Genomic DNA, 17,641 nt, shown 5'->3' with positions numbered 1-17,641 from the left:
ATCTCGAGCGCTGGTGGGCCGAACGGACACCCGCGCTGCGGGATAGATTGGGAGGCTTGTTCATGCATCGACCTCGGGTCTGGGATCGGATTCGGCGCACGGCGTCCCCCGCCTCGGGGGAGGGGCAGGCCGCCCGGGAGCGCTCCGGCCGGCGGCGCCGCTGGGCGTGGCTCGCCGCGTGCGCCTCGGCCGTCGTGGCGGCGGCGGGGTGCACGGGCACCCTCGGGGGCAACGGCGAGGAGCAACCAGGCGTCGAGCCGCCTGGCGCGAACGCGCAGTGCGCGCCGCGGCTCGCGCGCCGGATCGTGCTGCTCACCGACTTTCAGTTCACGAACTCCGTGCGGACGCTGCTCGGGGACGCCGCCGTGCGGGCCGATCAGGCGCCCGACGAGCGGACCAAGCCCTTCACGAAGAAGGGGATCACCGTCGGTACATCGCTGGTGCACGCGCGGCTCGACAGGGCCGCTTACGCCGCGGAGAGCCTCGAAGGGCGCTTCGAGGAGGTGACGGGCTGCGCTCCGGACGGGGACGACACGTGCGCCCGCGACTTCCTGACCCGGTTCGCGGCGCGGGCGTTCCGGAGGCCGGTCAGCGCGACCGAGCTCGAGGACCTGTGGGAGGTGTTCGCGCTCGGGAGGGAGGAGAGCTACGAGCGCGGCGTGATGCTCGCCGTCGAGGCCATCCTCGCGTCGCCCTCCTTCAGCTACCGGACGGAGCTCGGGGAGAAGGGGCGCGACGGCGTCGTGAGGCTGTCGCCGCACGAGATCGCGAGCGAGCTCTCGTTCTTCCTCACGGACAGCCAGCCGGACGACAAGCTCATGGCCGCCGCCGAATCCGGGGCGCTCCGCGACCCGGAGGAGATCACACGGCAGACCGAGCGGCTGCTCGCGCTGCCGGCGACGCGGCGCAGCCTGAGCACCACGCTGCTCGCGGCGTGGGGGCTCAGCAACCTGTTTGGCACGGAGAAGGATCCGGGGATGTTCCCCGAGTACGGCCCCGCGCTCCAGGCGAGCATGTTCCACGAGACCGAGCTGTTCCTGGACGCGACGCTCTGGGAGCGCGGCGCGGACGTCTCCGAGCTGCTCTCGTCGCGGGAGACGTTCGCGAACGGGCCGCTCGCCGAGGTGTACGGCGTGGAGCACGACGGCGCGCCGGAGGAGTTCTCGCCGGTCACCTTGCCCGCCGATCAGCGCGCCGGGCTGCTCACGCAGGCGTCCGTCCTCGCCACGCTCTCCCGCACGGACAACACGAGCGTGGTCGCAAGAGGGCTATTCGTCCGCGGCGCGCTGCTCTGCCTGCCGAAGCTCCCGTCCCCGCCGGAGACGCTCGCGGACGCGGTGACGGACCTGCTCAACGCCGACATGACCGAGCGAGAGCGCGCCGATGTGCGCGCGATGAACGCGACCTGCGGCGCGTGCCACCGGGGGATCGACCCGTTTGGCCTGATGCTCGAGAACTACGATCCGCTGGGCCGTTATCGAGAGACGCTCGCGGGAGAGCCCATCGACGCGCGCGGCGAGCTGAAGGGGCTCCCCGGGGTGGCCGGCAGCTACGCGAACGCGGTCGAGTTCGCCGATGCGATCGCGCAAAAAAAGGAGTTCGCCGCGTGCCTGACGCGGAACCTCATCACGTACGGCACCGACGACGACCGGCTCGCGCCGGACGACTGTCAGGTCGCGGACGTGGTGGAGGCGCTGCCGGAGGGCGCGCGCACCCTGCCGGCCATCGTGAAGGCGATCGCGATGTCGAGCGTGCTCACCGACCGCACCGAGAGCGAGGAGGAGTGACCATGAACCGCATTTTGCCCTATGCCTCGTCCCGTCGTCGCTTCCTCCAGGGCGTCGGCGCCGCTGCCGGGATGTTCGCGATCCTCCGCGGCCTCGAGCGGGCCGCGGAGGGCGCGCCGAGCCCGAAGCGGCTCCTCATCATCCAGCGGCCGGTGGGCACCGTGTACGAGAACTGGTGGCCGCAAGGGAGCGGGACCGACTTCACGCTGTCGCGCATCCTGCGCCCGTTCGAGCCGGTGCGTGACCGGATGGTGGTGCTGCGCGACCTGAAGCTGCCTTACGAGGGGTCGGTCGGCGGCGGCCACGAGCGCGGGACCGTCCTGATGGCGACCGGCCGGCGGACCAAGCAGCTCTACCCCGGCAACGGCGGTGACGACCCGATGGCCGAGGGGGCGAGCATCGACCAGCTGCTCGTGAAGCAGTCGGCCGATCTGCAGGGGGCGCCGATCGCGTCGCTCCAGGTCTCGTGCGACAAGCGCGCGGACACGCCGGAGGTGTCGACGCGCCACATGTCGTACTCCGGCCCGCGGACCCCGATGACGCCGTACTACCAGCCGCTCGAGGTTTACCAGCGGGTGTTCGGCACGCTGATGCCCGGCGGGACGACGAGCGACAACCTCGAGGCGCTCGCCAGGGCGCGCCGGCAGAAGAAGAGCGTGCTCGACTTCGCGAGGAGGGACCTCGGCCGCCTCCACGAGCTCGCGCCGAGCGCGCAGCGCGAGATGCTGGACGCGCACGTCGAGGCGATCCGCGAGGTGGAGAAGGAGTTCGACGCCGACCCGCGCAGCGCCGATTTCTGCGGCATGGAGCAGCCGCCGGAGGTCATCTCCGTGAGCGAGTACATCGACCCTTACTCCTCGAACCACGTCGTGCGCGAGCGCGACGACGAGAAGCACGCGCGCATCGGCGCCCTGCACTTCGCGGTGCTCAAGGCGGCCTTCCGGTGCGACATCACGCGCGTCGTGACCTTCCAGTGGGCCCCGGGCACGAACCACGTGAGCTTCGGCGATTACTGGCCGCCCGACTCGAACGTCTTCAAGGTCCACCACACGACGAGCCACGATCCCGACACGAGAGATACACTCGAGTTCCTCACGCGCGTGGAGGAGTTCTACGCCACCAAGGTCGCGGGATTCCTGGAGGAGCTCGCGGACACCGAGGACGTGAACGGCGGGACGCTGCTCGACAACACGCTCGTCCCTTACGTGACCGAGGTCGGCACCCGCACGCACAACTGGGACAGGATGCCCTGGGTGATCTTCGGCGGCGCGAACACCGGGCTCCTCGGCGGGCGCGTGTGGGACAACGGCGGCCGCGGCCTCCGGTCGACCAACGACGTGTGGATGGCGTGCGCAGGGGCGTTCGGCCTCCCGGACTTCGTCATCGGGGACAACGACCTCCACACGACGGCAATTTCGGGCCTGTTCGCGCCGGCTTGAGCGTTCAGGCCGTCGTGGCCCGCGGTCCCTGGGAGCGACGAACGGGTTGAACCTGCCTGAAACGAGCAGAAATTCGAAACGCCAAGGCGCCAAGGACGCCAAGAACGCCAAGAACGCCAAGAAGAAGATATTGTCTTGGCGTCCTTGGCGACTGGCGGCTCCTCTTCTCGCTCGAGCAACGCGATCGATGTTCTAGGCCGACCGACACCGTCGGCCTAGTTCGGCCTGTCAGAAGTCTTGGCAGGGATCACGGCGAGAGAAGAGAGATTTCAACGCAAAGGCGCAAAGGCGCAAAAAAACAGAGAGACAGAGAAATTTTACTTTGTGCCTCTGCGTTTAAATAAAAAGAGAAAATTCTGGTTTGCGCCTTTGCGCCTTTGCGCCTTTGCGTTGAAATCTCTCCGGATCCCTGACCAGCCTCGTGAGGCACGGAACCAGGCCCCCGGCTCGTGCTTCAGGCCACGGTTCGATGGTGACGCTCGTCAACCGGGGTACCACGTGATCCGTGGATCATCGGGCGCGCGCACGTAGTCGAAGGCGGCGTCTGCGAGCCGCGCCAGATTGTACTGCGGCCGCCAGCCGAGCAGAAACTTGGCCTTCGTGTTGTCCAGCCAGGTCGAACGGTATGGCGTCTTCACCATCACGCTCGGCAGGCCCCGGGTAGCCTTCAGGTAAGACGCCAGCTCCCCGTAGTCCACCGGCTCATCCATGCAGACGTTGAAGGTCTGCCGGCGGGCCCTCTCGTTGTCGATCGCCATGAGGATCGCGGTGACGAGATCCTCCACATGCACGAAGTTCCGCTTCACCGGCCTGCCGTCAGGGTCGAGCATGACAGGGACGGCGCCCGAGCGGACGTAACCGTCTGCCGCCTCAGCCCCGACCAAATCGCGCCACCTCGGCCCCCCGAACACGTCGCTTCCGAACGACAGCTGGGCCTTGAAGTCGTCCTTCTCCATGATCCACGGCGCGCGCAGGCAGCACCCGTTCAGGTTATACTGGACGTAGTACTGCTCGAGCATGATCTCCTCGAGCACCTTGGACAGCGCATAACAACCCGGGTACGCGCTGTGCTTCTGCGTCTCCGTGACCGGGACGGGATGTGGATAGAAGAAGTGGCCCACCCCGGCGTCGCCCCCGATCAGGATGAACTGCTCGAACGCAGGGCTGACGCGGCACGCCTCGAGCAACCAGAACATGCCTTTGACGGCCACATCCATGACGCTGTCGGGGGTCTCCTTGCTGGTCGCGAGGTGCAGCACGTGGCTCACGCCCTCGACCGCCTCCTTGGCCACGGCGTTGTGCTCGATCGAGCCACGCACCACGTCGAGGCGCGCCGTCCGCTCCAGCATGCGGTTGTGGCATAACGCACGGACCTCCCAGGACTCGAACCTGGGGTCCGACAGGAACCGGCGGATGAAGGCCTGCCCGACTTTCCCTGCCGCCCCGGTGACCAGAACTCGTTTTGTTCCACGCATCTCGTCGCTCCTCGCTCAACCCGGATCGAGCGCCTCCGGAGTGGCTACGTCAGGTTCGTGAGCGGCCCGGTGCAGTACCGCGGGTCGCCGAACGTGGTCCGGGTGTCGCCGAACAGATTCAAGATGGAGACGAGCAGGTTGTTGTGCGAGACGCCGGGGTGACGGACCCAGCGTCCGGTGCGCAGGCCGCCGCCGCCGCCGGCCAGCAGGAACGGCATGTTCGTCTTGCTGTGCGTCGGCGGGTCCGAGATCTCGGAGCCGAAGAAGACGACGCTCTCGTCGAGCAGCGAGTGCCCGCCCATGTCGACCTTCTCCATCTCCTCCAGGAGGTAGAGGTGCTGCTTCGAGTACCAGTTGCAGATGCGCTCGCACTCGGCCGCCCTGAAGCCGCCGTCGTGCTGGTAGAAATGGTGGTGCTCGGACAAGTTGAGCCAGGGGAAGGTGTGCTTCGCCTCGGTGTCGCTCCACTGCAGGGTGCCGACCGCGGTGATGTCGCAGGCGAGCGACATCACCAGCATGTCCGTCAAGAGCTTGCCGACCTTGGGGATCGCCGCGTCGGTCGAGGTGTCCTTGATCGAGCCGGTGTCGGACGAGTTGAGCCCCGTGCGCGGGTTGTAGTCGGACGTGTCGACCATTGTGGGGACCTTGCAAGCGCTCGTCGCGACGGGAACGTTGCTGAGGCTCCGCTCGATCTCGCGGATCTTCGTCAGGTGCTGGTCGATCTTCTGCCTGTCGGCGGCGCCGAGCCGCGCGGACAGGGTGGCGTAGCGCCGGTCGAGGAAGTCGAGGATCGATTGCTTTCGCTCGAGGCGACGGGCGGCGTCGTTGCCGTCGCCGGGGTTCAGCGTGCCGAAGAGGTGGGTGAAGATCTCCACCGGATCGAGGCGCGGCGGGATCGGCTGGTGCGGCGCGCTGTCCTCGAAGTTCGCGGCGTTCATCGGCGACAGCAGGCCGTGGGACTTGCCCGTCGCCCAGCGCACCGCGATCTGGATGCTCGCCTTCGCCTTCTGGCCAGCGGAGATCCGGGAGGCGATCACCTGATCGATGGACGGCCCGCTCCCATAGCCGTTGTTCGAGGAGCCCTCCTGGGTCGTGCCCGTGAGCCAGGCGATGATCCCGCTCTGGTGCTGCTCGCCGCGCGCGCTCTTCATGTCGAGGCCGTCGACGACGAGCAGCCGATCTTGCACCGGCGCGAGCGGCGCCAGGATGGGGCCCAGGGTGAAGCTCGTCTCGGAGCCGGTCGGCCGCCAGCGGTCCATCACCGTTCCACCAGGCGTGTAGACGGCGAGGAAGCGCTTGGCGGGGGCGGGCTGCGCGTGCGCCGCGCGTTCGGTGCCCATGATCTCCAGCCAGGGGAGGGAGACGGCGATCGCGCCGGCGCCCCGCAGCATGGCACGTCGACTCAAACGAAATTTCGACATAACCATCACTCCTCTCCTGAAGCCAGGTAGTGGAAAGCGTCGGTCTGCGTGAGCTCGATCAAGAGCTGCTTCACGTTGTACCCGGACTCCTTGAAGGCGGCCTTGACGGCCTTCCCGGTGCACTCGTCCTCGGCGCGCAGGGTGAGGCCGTAGCCGTACTCGGCCCAGCGCGTCGCGAAGCAGTCCTGCACCTCTTCGGTCTCGGCGAGCTTCCGCACGAGCTCGATCGGCCCGTTCACGGTGCCCTCCGTGCCCGGCACCCCGCCGCTCGCGTCGATGGTGACGTCGTTCTCCGTGGTGCGGAACAGCCCGACCGCATCGTAGTTCTCGAACGCCAGCCCGATCGGATCCATCTGCCGGTGGCACGTCGCGCAGACCGCGTCCTGGCTGTGCTTGCTGTAGCGCTCCCGCGCCGTCGCGCCGCTGTACGGGTCCGGCGGCTTCACCCGCTCCGCGATCGCGCCGGTGGGGAGCGGGATCGTCCGGCACATCAGCTTCTGGACCACGAACGAGCCGCGTTGCACGGGGTTCGTCATGTTCGAGTGCGTCGTCCCGGCCATCATCCCCGCCTGGGTGAGGAGCCCGAGGCGCTGGGTCGTGTCGAGCTGCACCTCCTGGAACTGGTCGCCCGTCACGCCGGAGACGCCGTAAAACGCCGCGAGGGGGCCGTTCATGAACGTGTACGGGGCCGTCAAGATGGACGGCCAGGTCCCGGTCCCCTCGAAGATCTCGTGCTCCAGGAATCGCTGCGTCTCTTCCCGCATGAGCGCGCCGATCGCGCGAGAGAAGGTCGGGAACGACTCCGCCTTTCGCTCGAGATCCGTGAGGTTGCTGATGGGGAGCAGGTTGTCGAAGAAGAACCGGAGGACGGGCCGAGCCTGAGGATCGTCGAGCATGCGCTCGGCGTGCGCACGTACGCCCTCCTTCGTCGAGAGCTCGCCTGCCTGCGCGGCCTCGCGCAGGCGGTCGTCGGGCATCGTGCCCCAGAGCAGGTACGAGAGCCGCGTCGCCATCTCGTCGCCCGTCGGCCGGCGGAGCTCGGGGCGTTCGGGGTCGGGCGCGCCCCACTCGATGCGGTAGAGGAAATCCGGCGATTGAAGCAGCGCCTCGATCACCGTCGCGATGCCGGTGGCGAACGTCGCGTCCTTGCGCCCGACGGTGTACAGCGCGAGGAGCTCGTTCGCCTCGCCGTCGGCGAGGGGCCTCCGGTAAACGAGCGGCGCGATCCTCTCGACGATCGTGCGCGCGCACGCGTCCTCGCCGTCGATCTGCACGCCGCTCGCGCACGGCGCGAGCTTCGCGAGCGCCTCCGGGCTCGCGGTGGCACGCTGGGCGACGCCCTCCGCGACGGTGCCCCACTGCTCGGCCAGCAGGCTGGCGACCGACAGCGCGTCCGCGTCATTGCCGAAGCCGTTCCCGACCTCCTCGGCCGGCAGCGAGAAGGCTGGCTCCGTCGTGTCGCCGAAGATGTAACGAACGGTCTTGTTGTACTCGAAGCGCGTCAGCCGCCGCAGCGGCGCGCGCCCGGGGTACACCACGCCGTCCTCGCAAGCGAGCGGGGCCGTCGTGGTGGGATCCCCGGCGCCGGGCTCGGCGCCGGGCTCGCCGACGTTTCCCGTGCAGCCGGCGGCCAGGAGCAACACGAACGGGATCGCCGACGAACGGCCTCTGAGAGGACACGTCCGCTCATGATTCGAGGACCGGGAACTGGATGCCGCTCCTCGCCACCTCTGGGCACGCTGAGGCCCTATCATCAAACACCCCCTGTCTTACGAGATAGTCAAATGATTACGGCGCAGTCCCTGGCGGGGCCTGCCGCTGGGCAGACGTGTCGGGGCCGTCGTCGTCGATCGAGCGTCCGACGTTCCCCCTGCTCCCCGTCGGAGTGGGCGTCCCCGCGGTCTGCATCGCGGCAGACCCTTGGCAAAATGCCAAGCATCATCGAACGGCAATTACGTCCCCGACGATCGAACGAGCGGGATCGGCGCCGAGATTGGTCGGACGACGAAGAGCTCGGCGCGTATGACCTTCTACCGAGACGAAACCAAAGGATACCGCTTGGGCCAATGTGAACGATCACATGGCCGGTGTCAACGCCGATCGACCTGCCTGCCTCGGCCTCCCGCCGGCTCCCGCCGGGGCACGAGGGCGGGCCCCATGGATGGATGAATCACCGTCGATGCCGCGTCGTTTCCGGGGGGCGGGCCGGTGATGACCGCGGTCCGGCGCCCCGTTGCCCCTGACGCGACGCTCCGGAGGACGACCGCTAGAATTATCCTCCCTCGGAGGATAATCGCGACACGGTCAATCGTTGTTGACATGGACGATGTGAACGCTCACATTGCACCTGAGCGCTTCGCTTGGAGAGCCAGATGTCCCGGAGCGCGATCGACGTGCCGGCCTGGCGAGAGCAGCCGATCTCGAGCCGGGACGGGCCTACAAACACACAGTGATTCTCGCTTCACGGCGGAGTGAGAGGGGCGGCCATGCTTGGCTTCGGCGTCATCGGTACGGGGGGGATCGCCCGTGATTTCACGCGCGCGCTTCAGGACAGCCAGCGTTGCCGGGTCGTGAACGTCGCGGGCACCTCCGCCAGCAAGGCGCGGACCTTCGCGGCGGAGTGGGGGCTCCGAGCGTCCTCGCGGACCGTGGAGGAGCTGCTCGAGGATCCGCTCGTGGACGCCGTTTACGTGGCGTCGCCGCATTCGGCGCACGAGCAGCACGCGCTGGCGAGCCTCGCGGCCGGCAAACACGTGCTGTGCGAGAAGCCGCTGACGCTCGACGCCGCGTCGACCCAGCGCGTCATCGCCGAGGCTGTCCGCCGGAGGCGCTTCCTGATGGAAGGGTTCATGTACCGCTGCCACCCGATGCTGCGCGGCCTCCTCGAGTGCCTGAAGGGCGGCGCGATCGGGCGCATCCTGCACCTGCGCGCCGACTTCGGCTTCCGCGCGAACCGCGATTCCGGTCGGCTGTTCGACCCCGCGCGGGGCGGCGGCAGCGTGCTCGACGTCGGCAGCTACCCGGTGTCGTTCGCGCGCCTGCTCGCTGGAGTTTCGGAGGGCGCGCCGTTCGCGGAGCCTACCAAGCTCTCTGCGTGGGGGCGATTCGGACCCACGGGCGCGGTCGAGCTCGCGAGCGCCGCCATGACCTTTCCGTCGGGCTTCACGGCGGAGGTGACGAGCGCGATCGCCTACGCCATCGGAACGACGGCGGTGATCCATGGCGAGCGCGGCCGCATCGTGCTGCCGGATCCGTGGATTCCAGGGGGTGACCGCCAGGGCTGTCAAAATACGTTTACGGTCCACCGCGACGGCCATACGCCCCAAGAGCTGACGTTCCCGACGGAGAGCTCGGTTCACGCGATCGAGGCCGAGATCGTCGCCGACAGCCTGCCTGGCCTCGAGCCGGAGTGGCCCGCGATGAGCTGGGCAGACACCCTGGGGAACATGCACGTCATGGATACCTGGCGCGACGCGCTGGGCTTCGGGCGAGCCGGCCGGGTGACCGCGACGTCACGCATTGAAGCAATGTATTTCCGAAAGTGAATCAGGAAGGAGACTTGCCGTGAGAGAGACGAAGTCCTGGGGCAAGGGGTGGGCGGTCGTCGCGCCCTTCCTGTTTGCGCTGCTGGCGATGGCGGCGTGCAGCAACGAGGGCGCGGGGACGGGCGCCGCGCCTGCCGAGGGGGGCGGCTCGAAGCCGAAGAGCGTGAAGCTCGCCTTCATCACCAACAACGCGAGCGAGTTCTGGAAGATCGCTCAGGCGGGCATCCGGAAATACGAGCAAGAGAGCAAGGTCCAGGTCGACGTGAAGATGCCGCCGAACGGCACCACGGAGGAGCAGAACCAGATCGTCGAGAACCTCTCGAGCCAGGGCTACGACGCCATCGCCGTGAGCGCCATCGCGCCGAACGATCAGGTGCCGGTGCTCAACAAGGCGGCCGAGAAGAGCAAGCTGATCACGTTCGACTCGGACGCCCCGAAGTCGAGCCGACTGCTCTACATCGGCACCAACAACTACGAGGCCGGCAAGGCGCTCGGCGCCCATATCGCGAAGCTCCTCCCGGACGGCGGCAAGATGGCCGTGTTCGTCGGCACGCTCTCCGCGGACAACGCGAAGCAGCGCCTGCAGGGCATTCAGGACGCGATCGCCGGCAAGAACATCGAGATCGTCGACAAGCGCGAGGACAACACGGACCGCGCGAAGGCGCGCTCCAACGTGGAGGACATCATCAACGCGCACCCGGACCTGAAGCTCGTCGCGGGCCTGTGGTCGTACAACGGTCCCGCCATCGCGGCGGCCATCGAGGCCCTCGGGAAGAAGGGCAAGGTCCTGGCGGCCGTGTTCGACGAGGAAGAGGAGACGCTCAGGGCCATCGAGAGCGGCACGATCTCGGCCACGGTCGTCCAGAAGCCGTTTCAGTTCGGTTACCTGGCGAGCAAGTGGGCGCATGAGCTCGCGACCAAGCCCGACGCGGCGATGGCGCAGATCCCGGCGAACAAGAGCATCGACACCGGCATCGATCTGATCGAACAGACCAACGTGGCGGACTTCAAGAAGAAGCTCGCCGAAATGAAGAAGTGAGCGTGGCTGCGCCCGAGCCGGAGCTGCTCGCCATGAGCGCGATCACGAAGCGGTTTCCCGGCGTGGTCGCGCTTCAGGGCGTCTCGCTCTCGCTGAGGCCAGGCGAGGTGCTCGCCCTCATGGGCGAGAACGGCGCCGGGAAGAGCACGCTCATGAAGATCCTCGGCGGCGCCCAGCAGCCTGACGAAGGCGAGATCCGCATCCGAGGGGAGAAGGTCGCCCTCGAGAGCGTGCGCGCCGCCAAGCGCCTCGGCATCGCGCTCATCCACCAGGAGCTGATGCTGGCGCCGAACCTGGACATCGCGGCCAACATCTTCCTCGGCAACGAAGGCGGCGGGACCGGGCCGCTGCTCCGCCCGCTGCCGAAGGGCGACATGGTCGCCCGCGCCGAGGAGCTGCTCCAGCGGGTGGGCTTGACGCTCCCCCCCTCGACCCCCGTGTCCGCGTTGACCGCCGGGCAGATGCAGCTGGTCGAGATCGCCAAGGCGCTCGCCCTGAAGGCGCGTATCATCGTCATGGACGAGCCGACCTCATCGCTCACGAGCGGTGAGTCCGAGCATCTCTTCCAGATCATCCGCAAGCTCCGGGCGGACGGCATCGGCATCGTCTACATCTCGCACCGCATGGAAGAGGTCATGGCGCTGGCCGACCGGGTGACGGTCCTGCGCGACGGCCGCTACGTCGGGGACCTCACGCGCGCAGAGGCGACGCACGAGAAGATCGTCGCCATGATGGTGGGCCGCGAGCTCAGCGCGCACTACTTCCCCGAGAGGCGGCCGCGGAGGTCGACCGAGCCCGTGCTGGTGGTCGAAGGCCTCATCGTGCCCGGCGCGCCCGCGCCGGTCTCGTTTTCGGCCGAACGCGGGGAGATCCTCGGCTTCGCCGGGCTGGTCGGCTCGGGCCGCACGGAGCTCATGCAGACGATCTTCGGGGTCACGCCGGCGCTCGGCGGACGCATGGCGCTCGAAGGCAGGGAGTTCGCTCCTCGACGACCCAGGGACGCCATCGACCGTGGCGTCTACCTGGCGCCGGAGGATCGCAAGCGGCACGGCCTCGTGCTGCCGCTCGGCATCGCAGAGAACACCTCCCTGCCCAGCATCGGCAGCTATAACCGCTGGGGCTTCCTGGACAGGAAGGCGGAGCGCCGCGTCGCCGAATCGGAGGTGAAGCGCCTGCGGACGAAGGCGCCTGACATTCACCAGCGCGTCGTGAACCTCTCCGGCGGAAACCAGCAGAAGGTGGTGCTCGGAAAGTGGCTCGCCATGAGCCCGCGCGTGCTCCTCCTGGACGAGCCGACGCGCGGCATCGACGTCGGCGCCAAGGCCGAGATCTACCGCCACATGGCCGCCCTCGCGGAGGAAGGCATCACGATCTTGATGGTCAGCTCGGACATGGAAGAAATCATCGGGATGAGCGATCGCGTCGCCGTCATGCACGAGCGGCGCATCAAGGGTGTGCTGACGCGGGAGCGGCTCGGCCAGGAGCGGATCGCGGCGTTGATGACCGGCCACGCCGGCGAGGGGGCGTCGTCGTGAGGCGCGAGCTCGGCATGGCCGTCGCGCTCGTCGTGATGTGTCTGGGGCTCTACGTCTCGAACCCGGATTTCCTCGGCCAGTCGAACGCGATCAACCTCCTGCGGCAGATCTCGATGCTCGGGATCTTCGCGATCGGCATCGGCTTCGTCATCGTCGCCGGCGGCATCGATCTGTCGATCGGGTCCGTGATCGGCCTGACGGGCGTCCTGATCGCGAAGCTCTCGTCGGGCCAGGCCGGCGGCCTGGGCTATTCGTTGTGGATCGGCGTTCCGGTGGCGCTCGGCGTGGCGCTGCTGATCGGCCTCGGCCAGGGCCTCTTGATCACGCGGCTCAAGCTGCAGCCGTTCATCGTCACGCTCGGCGGCATGTTGTTCTTGCGCGGCGCCTCGCAGACCATCGCCCAGGGGGGCACCCTGAGCCTCGGGGGCTCGCCGCTGCTCGACCTGGCGAACGGGGGGCTGCTCAAGGCCGGGAGCGACGCGCTCGTCCCGTATCCGCTCCTGATGTTCCTCGCCGTGATCGGCGCGGCGACCTACGCGCTGCACTTCACGGTGTTCGGCCGTTACGTGTATGCGATCGGCGGCAATCGCGACGCGGCGGAGTACTCCGGCATCAACGTGAAGCGGGTGGAGACGTCCACCTACGTGATCTCGGCGGGGCTCGCCGGCGTCGCCGGCGTCTGTTACGCGTCGTACATCGGGCAGATGTCGCAGCAGGTCGGCGTCGCGTACGAGATGTACGCGATCGCCGCGGCCGTGCTCGGCGGATGCTCGCTCCGCGGCGGTGAAGGCACGGTGCTCGGCGTCCTCATCGGCTCCGCGGTGATGCGCGTCATCGACAACGGCATCAACATGTTCCAGCTGCCGTACGAGGACGCTGACGGCGTTCAACGCACCTGGCGCCTGGACCCGAACTGGACGTTCATCATCATCGGCGGCGTGATCCTCGTCGCCGTGATCCTCGATCAGATCGTGCACAGGGTGCAGGCGAAGCGGCGCATCCGGCGTGCCTCCGCAGGAGCCGCCGAGGCAGCGCAGATCCTCCAGGCGGCCGCGGCCGTCGGCGCTGCGGCGCCGCCGGCCGCGCGAGGGCCCGAGCGCGAAAGCGCCTGAGCCTCGACCCGCTGCCCGTCGGCGAAAGGCGCGCTCGGCCGCCCCCCGCCTCCACGGCGAGGTCGACCAGCGGGAGCATCCTCGTCGAGATGTCCGCGAAGGTGTCCTCGGCCTCGCCGTCCTCCGGCAGTCGATCCGGCAGGGTGGGGCGCGTGCGGTGGATGCGGTAACGCTCGGGCAGACGCGCCCCCGGGAAGGCCCGGCGCAGCTCGTCCATGCCGCCGAGCAGCCCCACGAGCGCGCCCATGGTCGCCGTGCCGTTGTCGGAGTCCCACCCTGACAACGCGCCGATCTGCACCGTCCGCGCGAAGCTGCCCTCGCCGAACAGGAGGGCCAGCGTCCCTGTCGCCAGGTTGATCGCGGACTCCGTGAACCCTCGGTAGACGAAGCCGTACGCCGCGGCGCGCTCCTGGTAACGATGCGCGATGGCGTCGCGGACGCGCTCCCAGTCGTTGTGATCCTCGGATGATTCATACGCGGCGAGCACGAAGTCGATGACGTCGGCGGCTTTCGACGCGTCCGGGAGATGACCCCTGGCCTCGCGGACGATGCGGACGATCTCCTCTCGCCGCGGCTTCTCCGGATCGACGGTCGCCGCGAGCGAGAAGAGGAGCACGTAGAACTGCGCGGCGTGCGCGGCGTGATCGCGCGCCGTGGTCCGGATGGGGAGGTCGGCGATCCGCAGCGCGAGCTCCGGCATGCCGGGCGCGAGGGCGCCGAAGATCTCCGTCGTGAGCTGCGCGTCGATCTGGAGCGCGTCCGGGTTGAGCGCCGGATCGCTCGTGGCGGGGGGCAGCACGCCCCGCTCCATCAGATCACGCGCCCGCCGGTTGGAGACCCAGATGAAATCGTTGAGATGCGCGCGCCACCCGTCCCGGATCATCTCGGGAGAGAGGAAGAGCGTCCCGGCCCCGGTCATGAGGTGCAAGTAGACGTATTCGATGTCGGTGTCGTCGTCGGAAGGGCAGGGGTCGAGGAGGACGAAGTCGATCCGCGCGCCGTCGCGGCCCCGCGGGCTCCCCCAGTCGGCGTCGGTGAAGAAGGGGCGCTCGACGCGCACACCCTCCGTCCGCAGCCCCGTCCAGTTCGCGATACACGCGCCGATCCACATCGCGCGGAGCCGCTCGGCGTACGCCGCGCGATCGAGCCGCACGCGCGGACCGGAGGACATCCCCGGCGCGCCGTGTTGCTCCACGGGCTCGGCGTAGGCGCGGCTCGGCGCCGCGCCCGCGAGCGGCAAGCCCGGCAAGCTCGGCGAGGTCGGCAAGGTCAAGAGGAGCGCCAGCGCGAGGCCGCGCCCTCGCGCTGGAGGCGCGAGCCGGGGCGATCCCTGGACAGGGCGTCGATGGCCGCGAGTGCGCATGAATTGCTCCTCTCGAGTGTACGCCCGGCGCGTCGCGCGTGGCCTCGACAGGCGTCGTTGCAAGGGAGATACCCGCCCGAGCCCGCTCCCCCGGCGCCGTCCCCACGATTAGGTTGAGATCATGAACGCCGGATATCGCGACGCGCGCGCGGCGGGGGCGCGCCTGGAACCCTTTGTCTCCCGCGCGGCCCGTCATCTCCTCGGCGCGTCGCTCGCCATCACGCCGGGCGCCGCGTCGATCCATCCGGTGCTGGAGAGTCTCCTGTCCTTTCATCCCGGGTGGATCACCCGGAGCGTGACCACACACGACCCCGCAGGCGGCAACGACGATGGATATCGCCCCGGGGTCGCGCTCGAGGGGGAGCACCGGGTCCTGTTCCACGCCCGCGGCGAGGGGAGAATCACGCGGATCTGGATGACGGCGCCGCGCGCGGAGCTCGAGAAGCCGGGCCAGGAGCTCTGGATCGAGATCGACGGACGCACGGTATTCCGCGGGCCACACCGCGACTTCTTCGAGGGGCGGGACCTCTGGACGTCGCCGCTCGCGCTCGGCGTCGACGCGAGCTCGGGGGCATTCACCAGCTACGTCCCCTTCGCCTGGTCCAGCGAGGCGAAGATCCGGTTCAAGGGAGTCCCCATCTACTACCAGGTCACCTACCGCGAGGGCCCCGGCGCCGCGTCGGGGCCGTCGGCCGAGGAGCTCGCGCAGTTCATGGCCGAGGACTGGACCGCGGCCCTGCCGGCGCCGTCGCGCCGAGAGGCCCCGCGCCCCGGCGCGCCGCTCGTCCTGGCGGAAGGCCCCGCGACGGTCTCGGGCATCGACCTCCGCATCCCGGCGGCGAGCCTGAAGGACCTCGACGTGAGGATCGGCGGGCAGCCGCCCGTGCCCGCGTCCTTCTTCTTCGGCCTGGCGAGCACGAGCGCCGAGAGCGACGGCGGATGGGCCACGTTCCGGAGCGCGCTGCACGCCGCCTGGGCGCCCGACGCGGCCGGGACAGGCAGGCTCGCGACGCGGCTGCCCGTTCCGCTGGCCGAGGGAGAGGCGCTCTCGCTCGAGGTCGCGCGCAGTCCGTCGAACGCGTCGAACGCGTCGATCACGCGCCTGGAAGCCGCCGTCGACCTCGCGCCGGCCCGCCGCGGCGTGCGGCTGCTCGCGCAGTACCGCGACCAGGCGGCCCCCGGGCGCGAGACGACGATGCCCCTCTTCGAGAGCGACGAGCCGCTCCAGCTCGTCGCCCTGATCGAGCACCTGAGCGGCGGCCGCCCGAGCGACCGGACCTACCTCGAGGGCGACGAGATGATCCGGACCGACGGGATGGCGCACCCGCTGCAGATCGGGACCGGCACCGAGGACTATTTCAACGGCGGCTTCTACTTCCTGGGCGCACACAGCAATGCTTTGAGCGGACTGCACCGCTTCCTCGTCATCGATCCCGAGGAGGGCTGGAAGCGGGCCCGGTTCGTCCACTCCTTGTACCGCCTGCACGTGGCCGACCCGATCGTGAGCCGCTCCGGGCTGCGCTTCGGCATCGAGGCCGGGCCGACCGGCGCCTACACGCCGCTCCAGGTGCGCTCGCTGGGGCTCGCCTACACGTTCTCGGAGGTTGGCGTGATCGGCGAGCAGGAGGTCCACGTGCAAGGGCGGCGGCGCCGCGTGCGTTCGGCCGTCGACGCGGAGCGCTCGGAGAAGCCGCGGATCTTCCGGTTCCGCGAGGGCCGCGGGATCACCCGGATCGAGGTCGCGTGCCCGCCCGAGGCGCGCGGGCTCCTGCTCCTGCGCGTGTACTCCGCGGCGAAAGCCCCGCAGACGGCGCGCGTGCGGCTCGACGGGCGGGAGGTCGGCACAATCCACGAGATGCAGGCGAACCCCGTCCGGTCGATCGCGGAGGACGCGCTCTGGATCGACCTGCGCCCCGGGCAATGCCGCGCCGGCAGGCGCCCGGTCATCGAGGTCGACGCGACGGGCTCGCCGGAGCCGTGGAGCGAGGGCGGCTACAGGCTGCGGTTCTTCTCGGGGCCACCCGCGCCAGCGCTCACGCACGGCCCCGCGGTGGAGATCCTCGACACCGACGACCTGCCCGAGGGCGCGGCTTATGTGAACGATCACACGATGATCCAGCTCGCCGACGGCCGCTGGCTGCTGACGGGCATCTTCAACGCCGCGGGCCAGCCGCCGGAGACCGAGCGTGTGTTCGTGCTCGCCACCGCGCCCGGGCCCGGGCCCGCGCGGTGGCACGACGCGGCCTCGCCGAGCTTCTCGCTTTCGCCCCAGCGCTTCTCCACCCGCGCTCTGCCCGACGAGCGCTGGATCTGGGCCCCGCACGTGGTCCGCGACCGCGACGGCAGCCTGGTCATGATCTTCCACGTGGGCACGCCCGATCCCGATCGGTCCGGCTTCCGGATCGCGCGCTCGCGCGACGGTTTCACCTGGACCCGCGAGGCGCGCACGCTCTTCGAGGACTTCTGCGTCGCCCGCGATCCGATGCTCGTCCGGCTCGGCGCGCTGTGGGTGGTCTATTACACGCGCTGCGCGTCGCTGGAATCACGCCGGAGCGGCGTCGCTTACCGCACGTCGCCGGATCTCGCCCGCTGGGGCCCGCCGGCCATGGCGCTCACGCTCGGGCCGGAGACCGCGATGCACAACAGCGGTCATACCGAGTCGCCGTTCGTGTTCTCGCGGCAGGGGTGGTTCTACTTGACGGTCACGAGTTACCCCGTCGATTACGACGCCACGTTCGTCTACCGCTCGCGGTCGCCGTTCTCGTTCCCGCCGCACCCCATCGCCCGGCTGCGCGCGCACGCGGCCGAGTGGGTCGGGGAGGGGGGCGGCCTCGAGGCGGGGCGGCTGTTCTTCACGCACGCCGGGCGAGGGAAGGGCGGCGTGTTCCTGAAGGAGCTCTACGGCCTCTGAGCCGCGCGGCGCGG

General features: G+C 69.2%; 10 protein-coding genes and 1 pseudogene. 7 read left to right on the top strand and 4 right to left on the bottom strand.

What is annotated here, in order from left to right:
• Nucleotides 1-62 precede the first annotated feature (62 nt).
• Both WMF43_RS30925 and WMF43_RS30920 read left to right on the top strand, forming a co-directional pair.
• Nucleotides 63-1,787, top strand: a complete 1,725-nt coding sequence (locus WMF43_RS30925) for a DUF1592 domain-containing protein (RefSeq protein ID WP_437670176.1) — start codon at nucleotides 63-65, stop codon at nucleotides 1,785-1,787.
• 2 nt (nucleotides 1,788-1,789) lie between these two features.
• On the top strand, nucleotides 1,790-3,226 hold the full coding sequence (locus tag WMF43_RS30920; RefSeq protein WP_437670174.1) for a DUF1552 domain-containing protein: 1,437 nt from the start codon (nucleotides 1,790-1,792) through the stop codon (nucleotides 3,224-3,226).
• Between the two features lie 482 nt (nucleotides 3,227-3,708).
• Here the strand turns inward: WMF43_RS30920 and WMF43_RS30915 are convergent, their stop codons facing one another.
• Genes WMF43_RS30915 through WMF43_RS30905 form a run of 3 tightly spaced genes read right to left on the bottom strand, consistent with a single transcriptional unit; the run spans nucleotide 3,709 to nucleotide 7,765 of the window.
• Nucleotides 3,709-4,701 carry an NAD-dependent epimerase/dehydratase family protein gene (locus tag WMF43_RS30915; RefSeq protein ID WP_437670172.1) on the bottom strand — a complete coding sequence of 331 codons (993 nt, stop codon included), beginning with the start codon at nucleotides 4,699-4,701 and terminating at the stop codon, nucleotides 3,709-3,711.
• A 44-nt stretch (nucleotides 4,702-4,745) separates the two neighbouring features.
• Nucleotides 4,746-6,092: a DUF1552 domain-containing protein gene (locus tag WMF43_RS30910; RefSeq protein ID WP_437684126.1), complete on the bottom strand. Its 1,347-nt coding sequence runs from the start codon at nucleotides 6,090-6,092 to the stop codon at nucleotides 4,746-4,748.
• Nucleotides 6,093-6,127: 35 nt separating this feature from the next.
• Nucleotides 6,128-7,765 carry a DUF1592 domain-containing protein gene (locus tag WMF43_RS30905; RefSeq protein ID WP_437670170.1) on the bottom strand — a complete coding sequence of 546 codons (1,638 nt, stop codon included), beginning with the start codon at nucleotides 7,763-7,765 and terminating at the stop codon, nucleotides 6,128-6,130.
• Nucleotides 7,766-8,608: 843 nt separating this feature from the next.
• Here WMF43_RS30905 and WMF43_RS30900 point away from each other — a divergent pair.
• From WMF43_RS30900 to WMF43_RS30885, 4 genes and pseudogenes are all read left to right on the top strand, one after another.
• Nucleotides 8,609-9,667 carry a Gfo/Idh/MocA family protein gene (locus WMF43_RS30900; RefSeq protein ID WP_437670168.1) on the top strand — a complete coding sequence of 353 codons (1,059 nt, stop codon included), beginning with the start codon at nucleotides 8,609-8,611 and terminating at the stop codon, nucleotides 9,665-9,667.
• A gap of 19 nt (nucleotides 9,668-9,686) precedes the next feature.
• Complete coding sequence (locus tag WMF43_RS30895; protein WP_437670166.1) at nucleotides 9,687-10,706, top strand: sugar-binding protein; 1,020 nt, start codon at nucleotides 9,687-9,689, stop codon at nucleotides 10,704-10,706.
• A 32-nt stretch (nucleotides 10,707-10,738) separates the two neighbouring features.
• Nucleotides 10,739-12,241 (top strand): sugar ABC transporter ATP-binding protein, encoded by a 1,503-nt coding sequence (locus tag WMF43_RS30890; protein WP_437684125.1) that lies wholly within the window; start codon nucleotides 10,739-10,741, stop codon nucleotides 12,239-12,241.
• Nucleotides 12,242-12,255: 14 nt separating this feature from the next.
• Nucleotides 12,256-13,134: pseudogene (locus WMF43_RS30885) on the top strand (ABC transporter permease); the annotation flags it as partial.
• Nucleotides 13,135-13,168: 34 nt separating this feature from the next.
• On the opposite strand, the gene WMF43_RS30880 reads toward WMF43_RS30885, so the two are convergent.
• Nucleotides 13,169-14,716 carry an ADP-ribosylglycohydrolase family protein gene (locus WMF43_RS30880; RefSeq protein WP_437670165.1) on the bottom strand — a complete coding sequence of 516 codons (1,548 nt, stop codon included), beginning with the start codon at nucleotides 14,714-14,716 and terminating at the stop codon, nucleotides 13,169-13,171.
• A gap of 121 nt (nucleotides 14,717-14,837) precedes the next feature.
• Between WMF43_RS30880 and WMF43_RS30875 the strand changes: the two genes are divergently transcribed.
• A complete protein-coding gene (locus WMF43_RS30875; protein WP_437670163.1) occupies nucleotides 14,838-17,627 on the top strand; it encodes a DUF2961 domain-containing protein in 2,790 nt (929 codons plus the stop codon).
• Nucleotides 17,628-17,641 lie beyond the last annotated feature (14 nt).

This window comes from Sorangium sp. So ce131, assembly GCF_051519095.1.
GTDB lineage: Bacteria > Myxococcota_A > Polyangia > Polyangiales > Polyangiaceae > Sorangium.
Note: the sequence above shows the minus strand (reverse complement) of the source record. Positions and strands in the feature narration are given on the sequence as shown.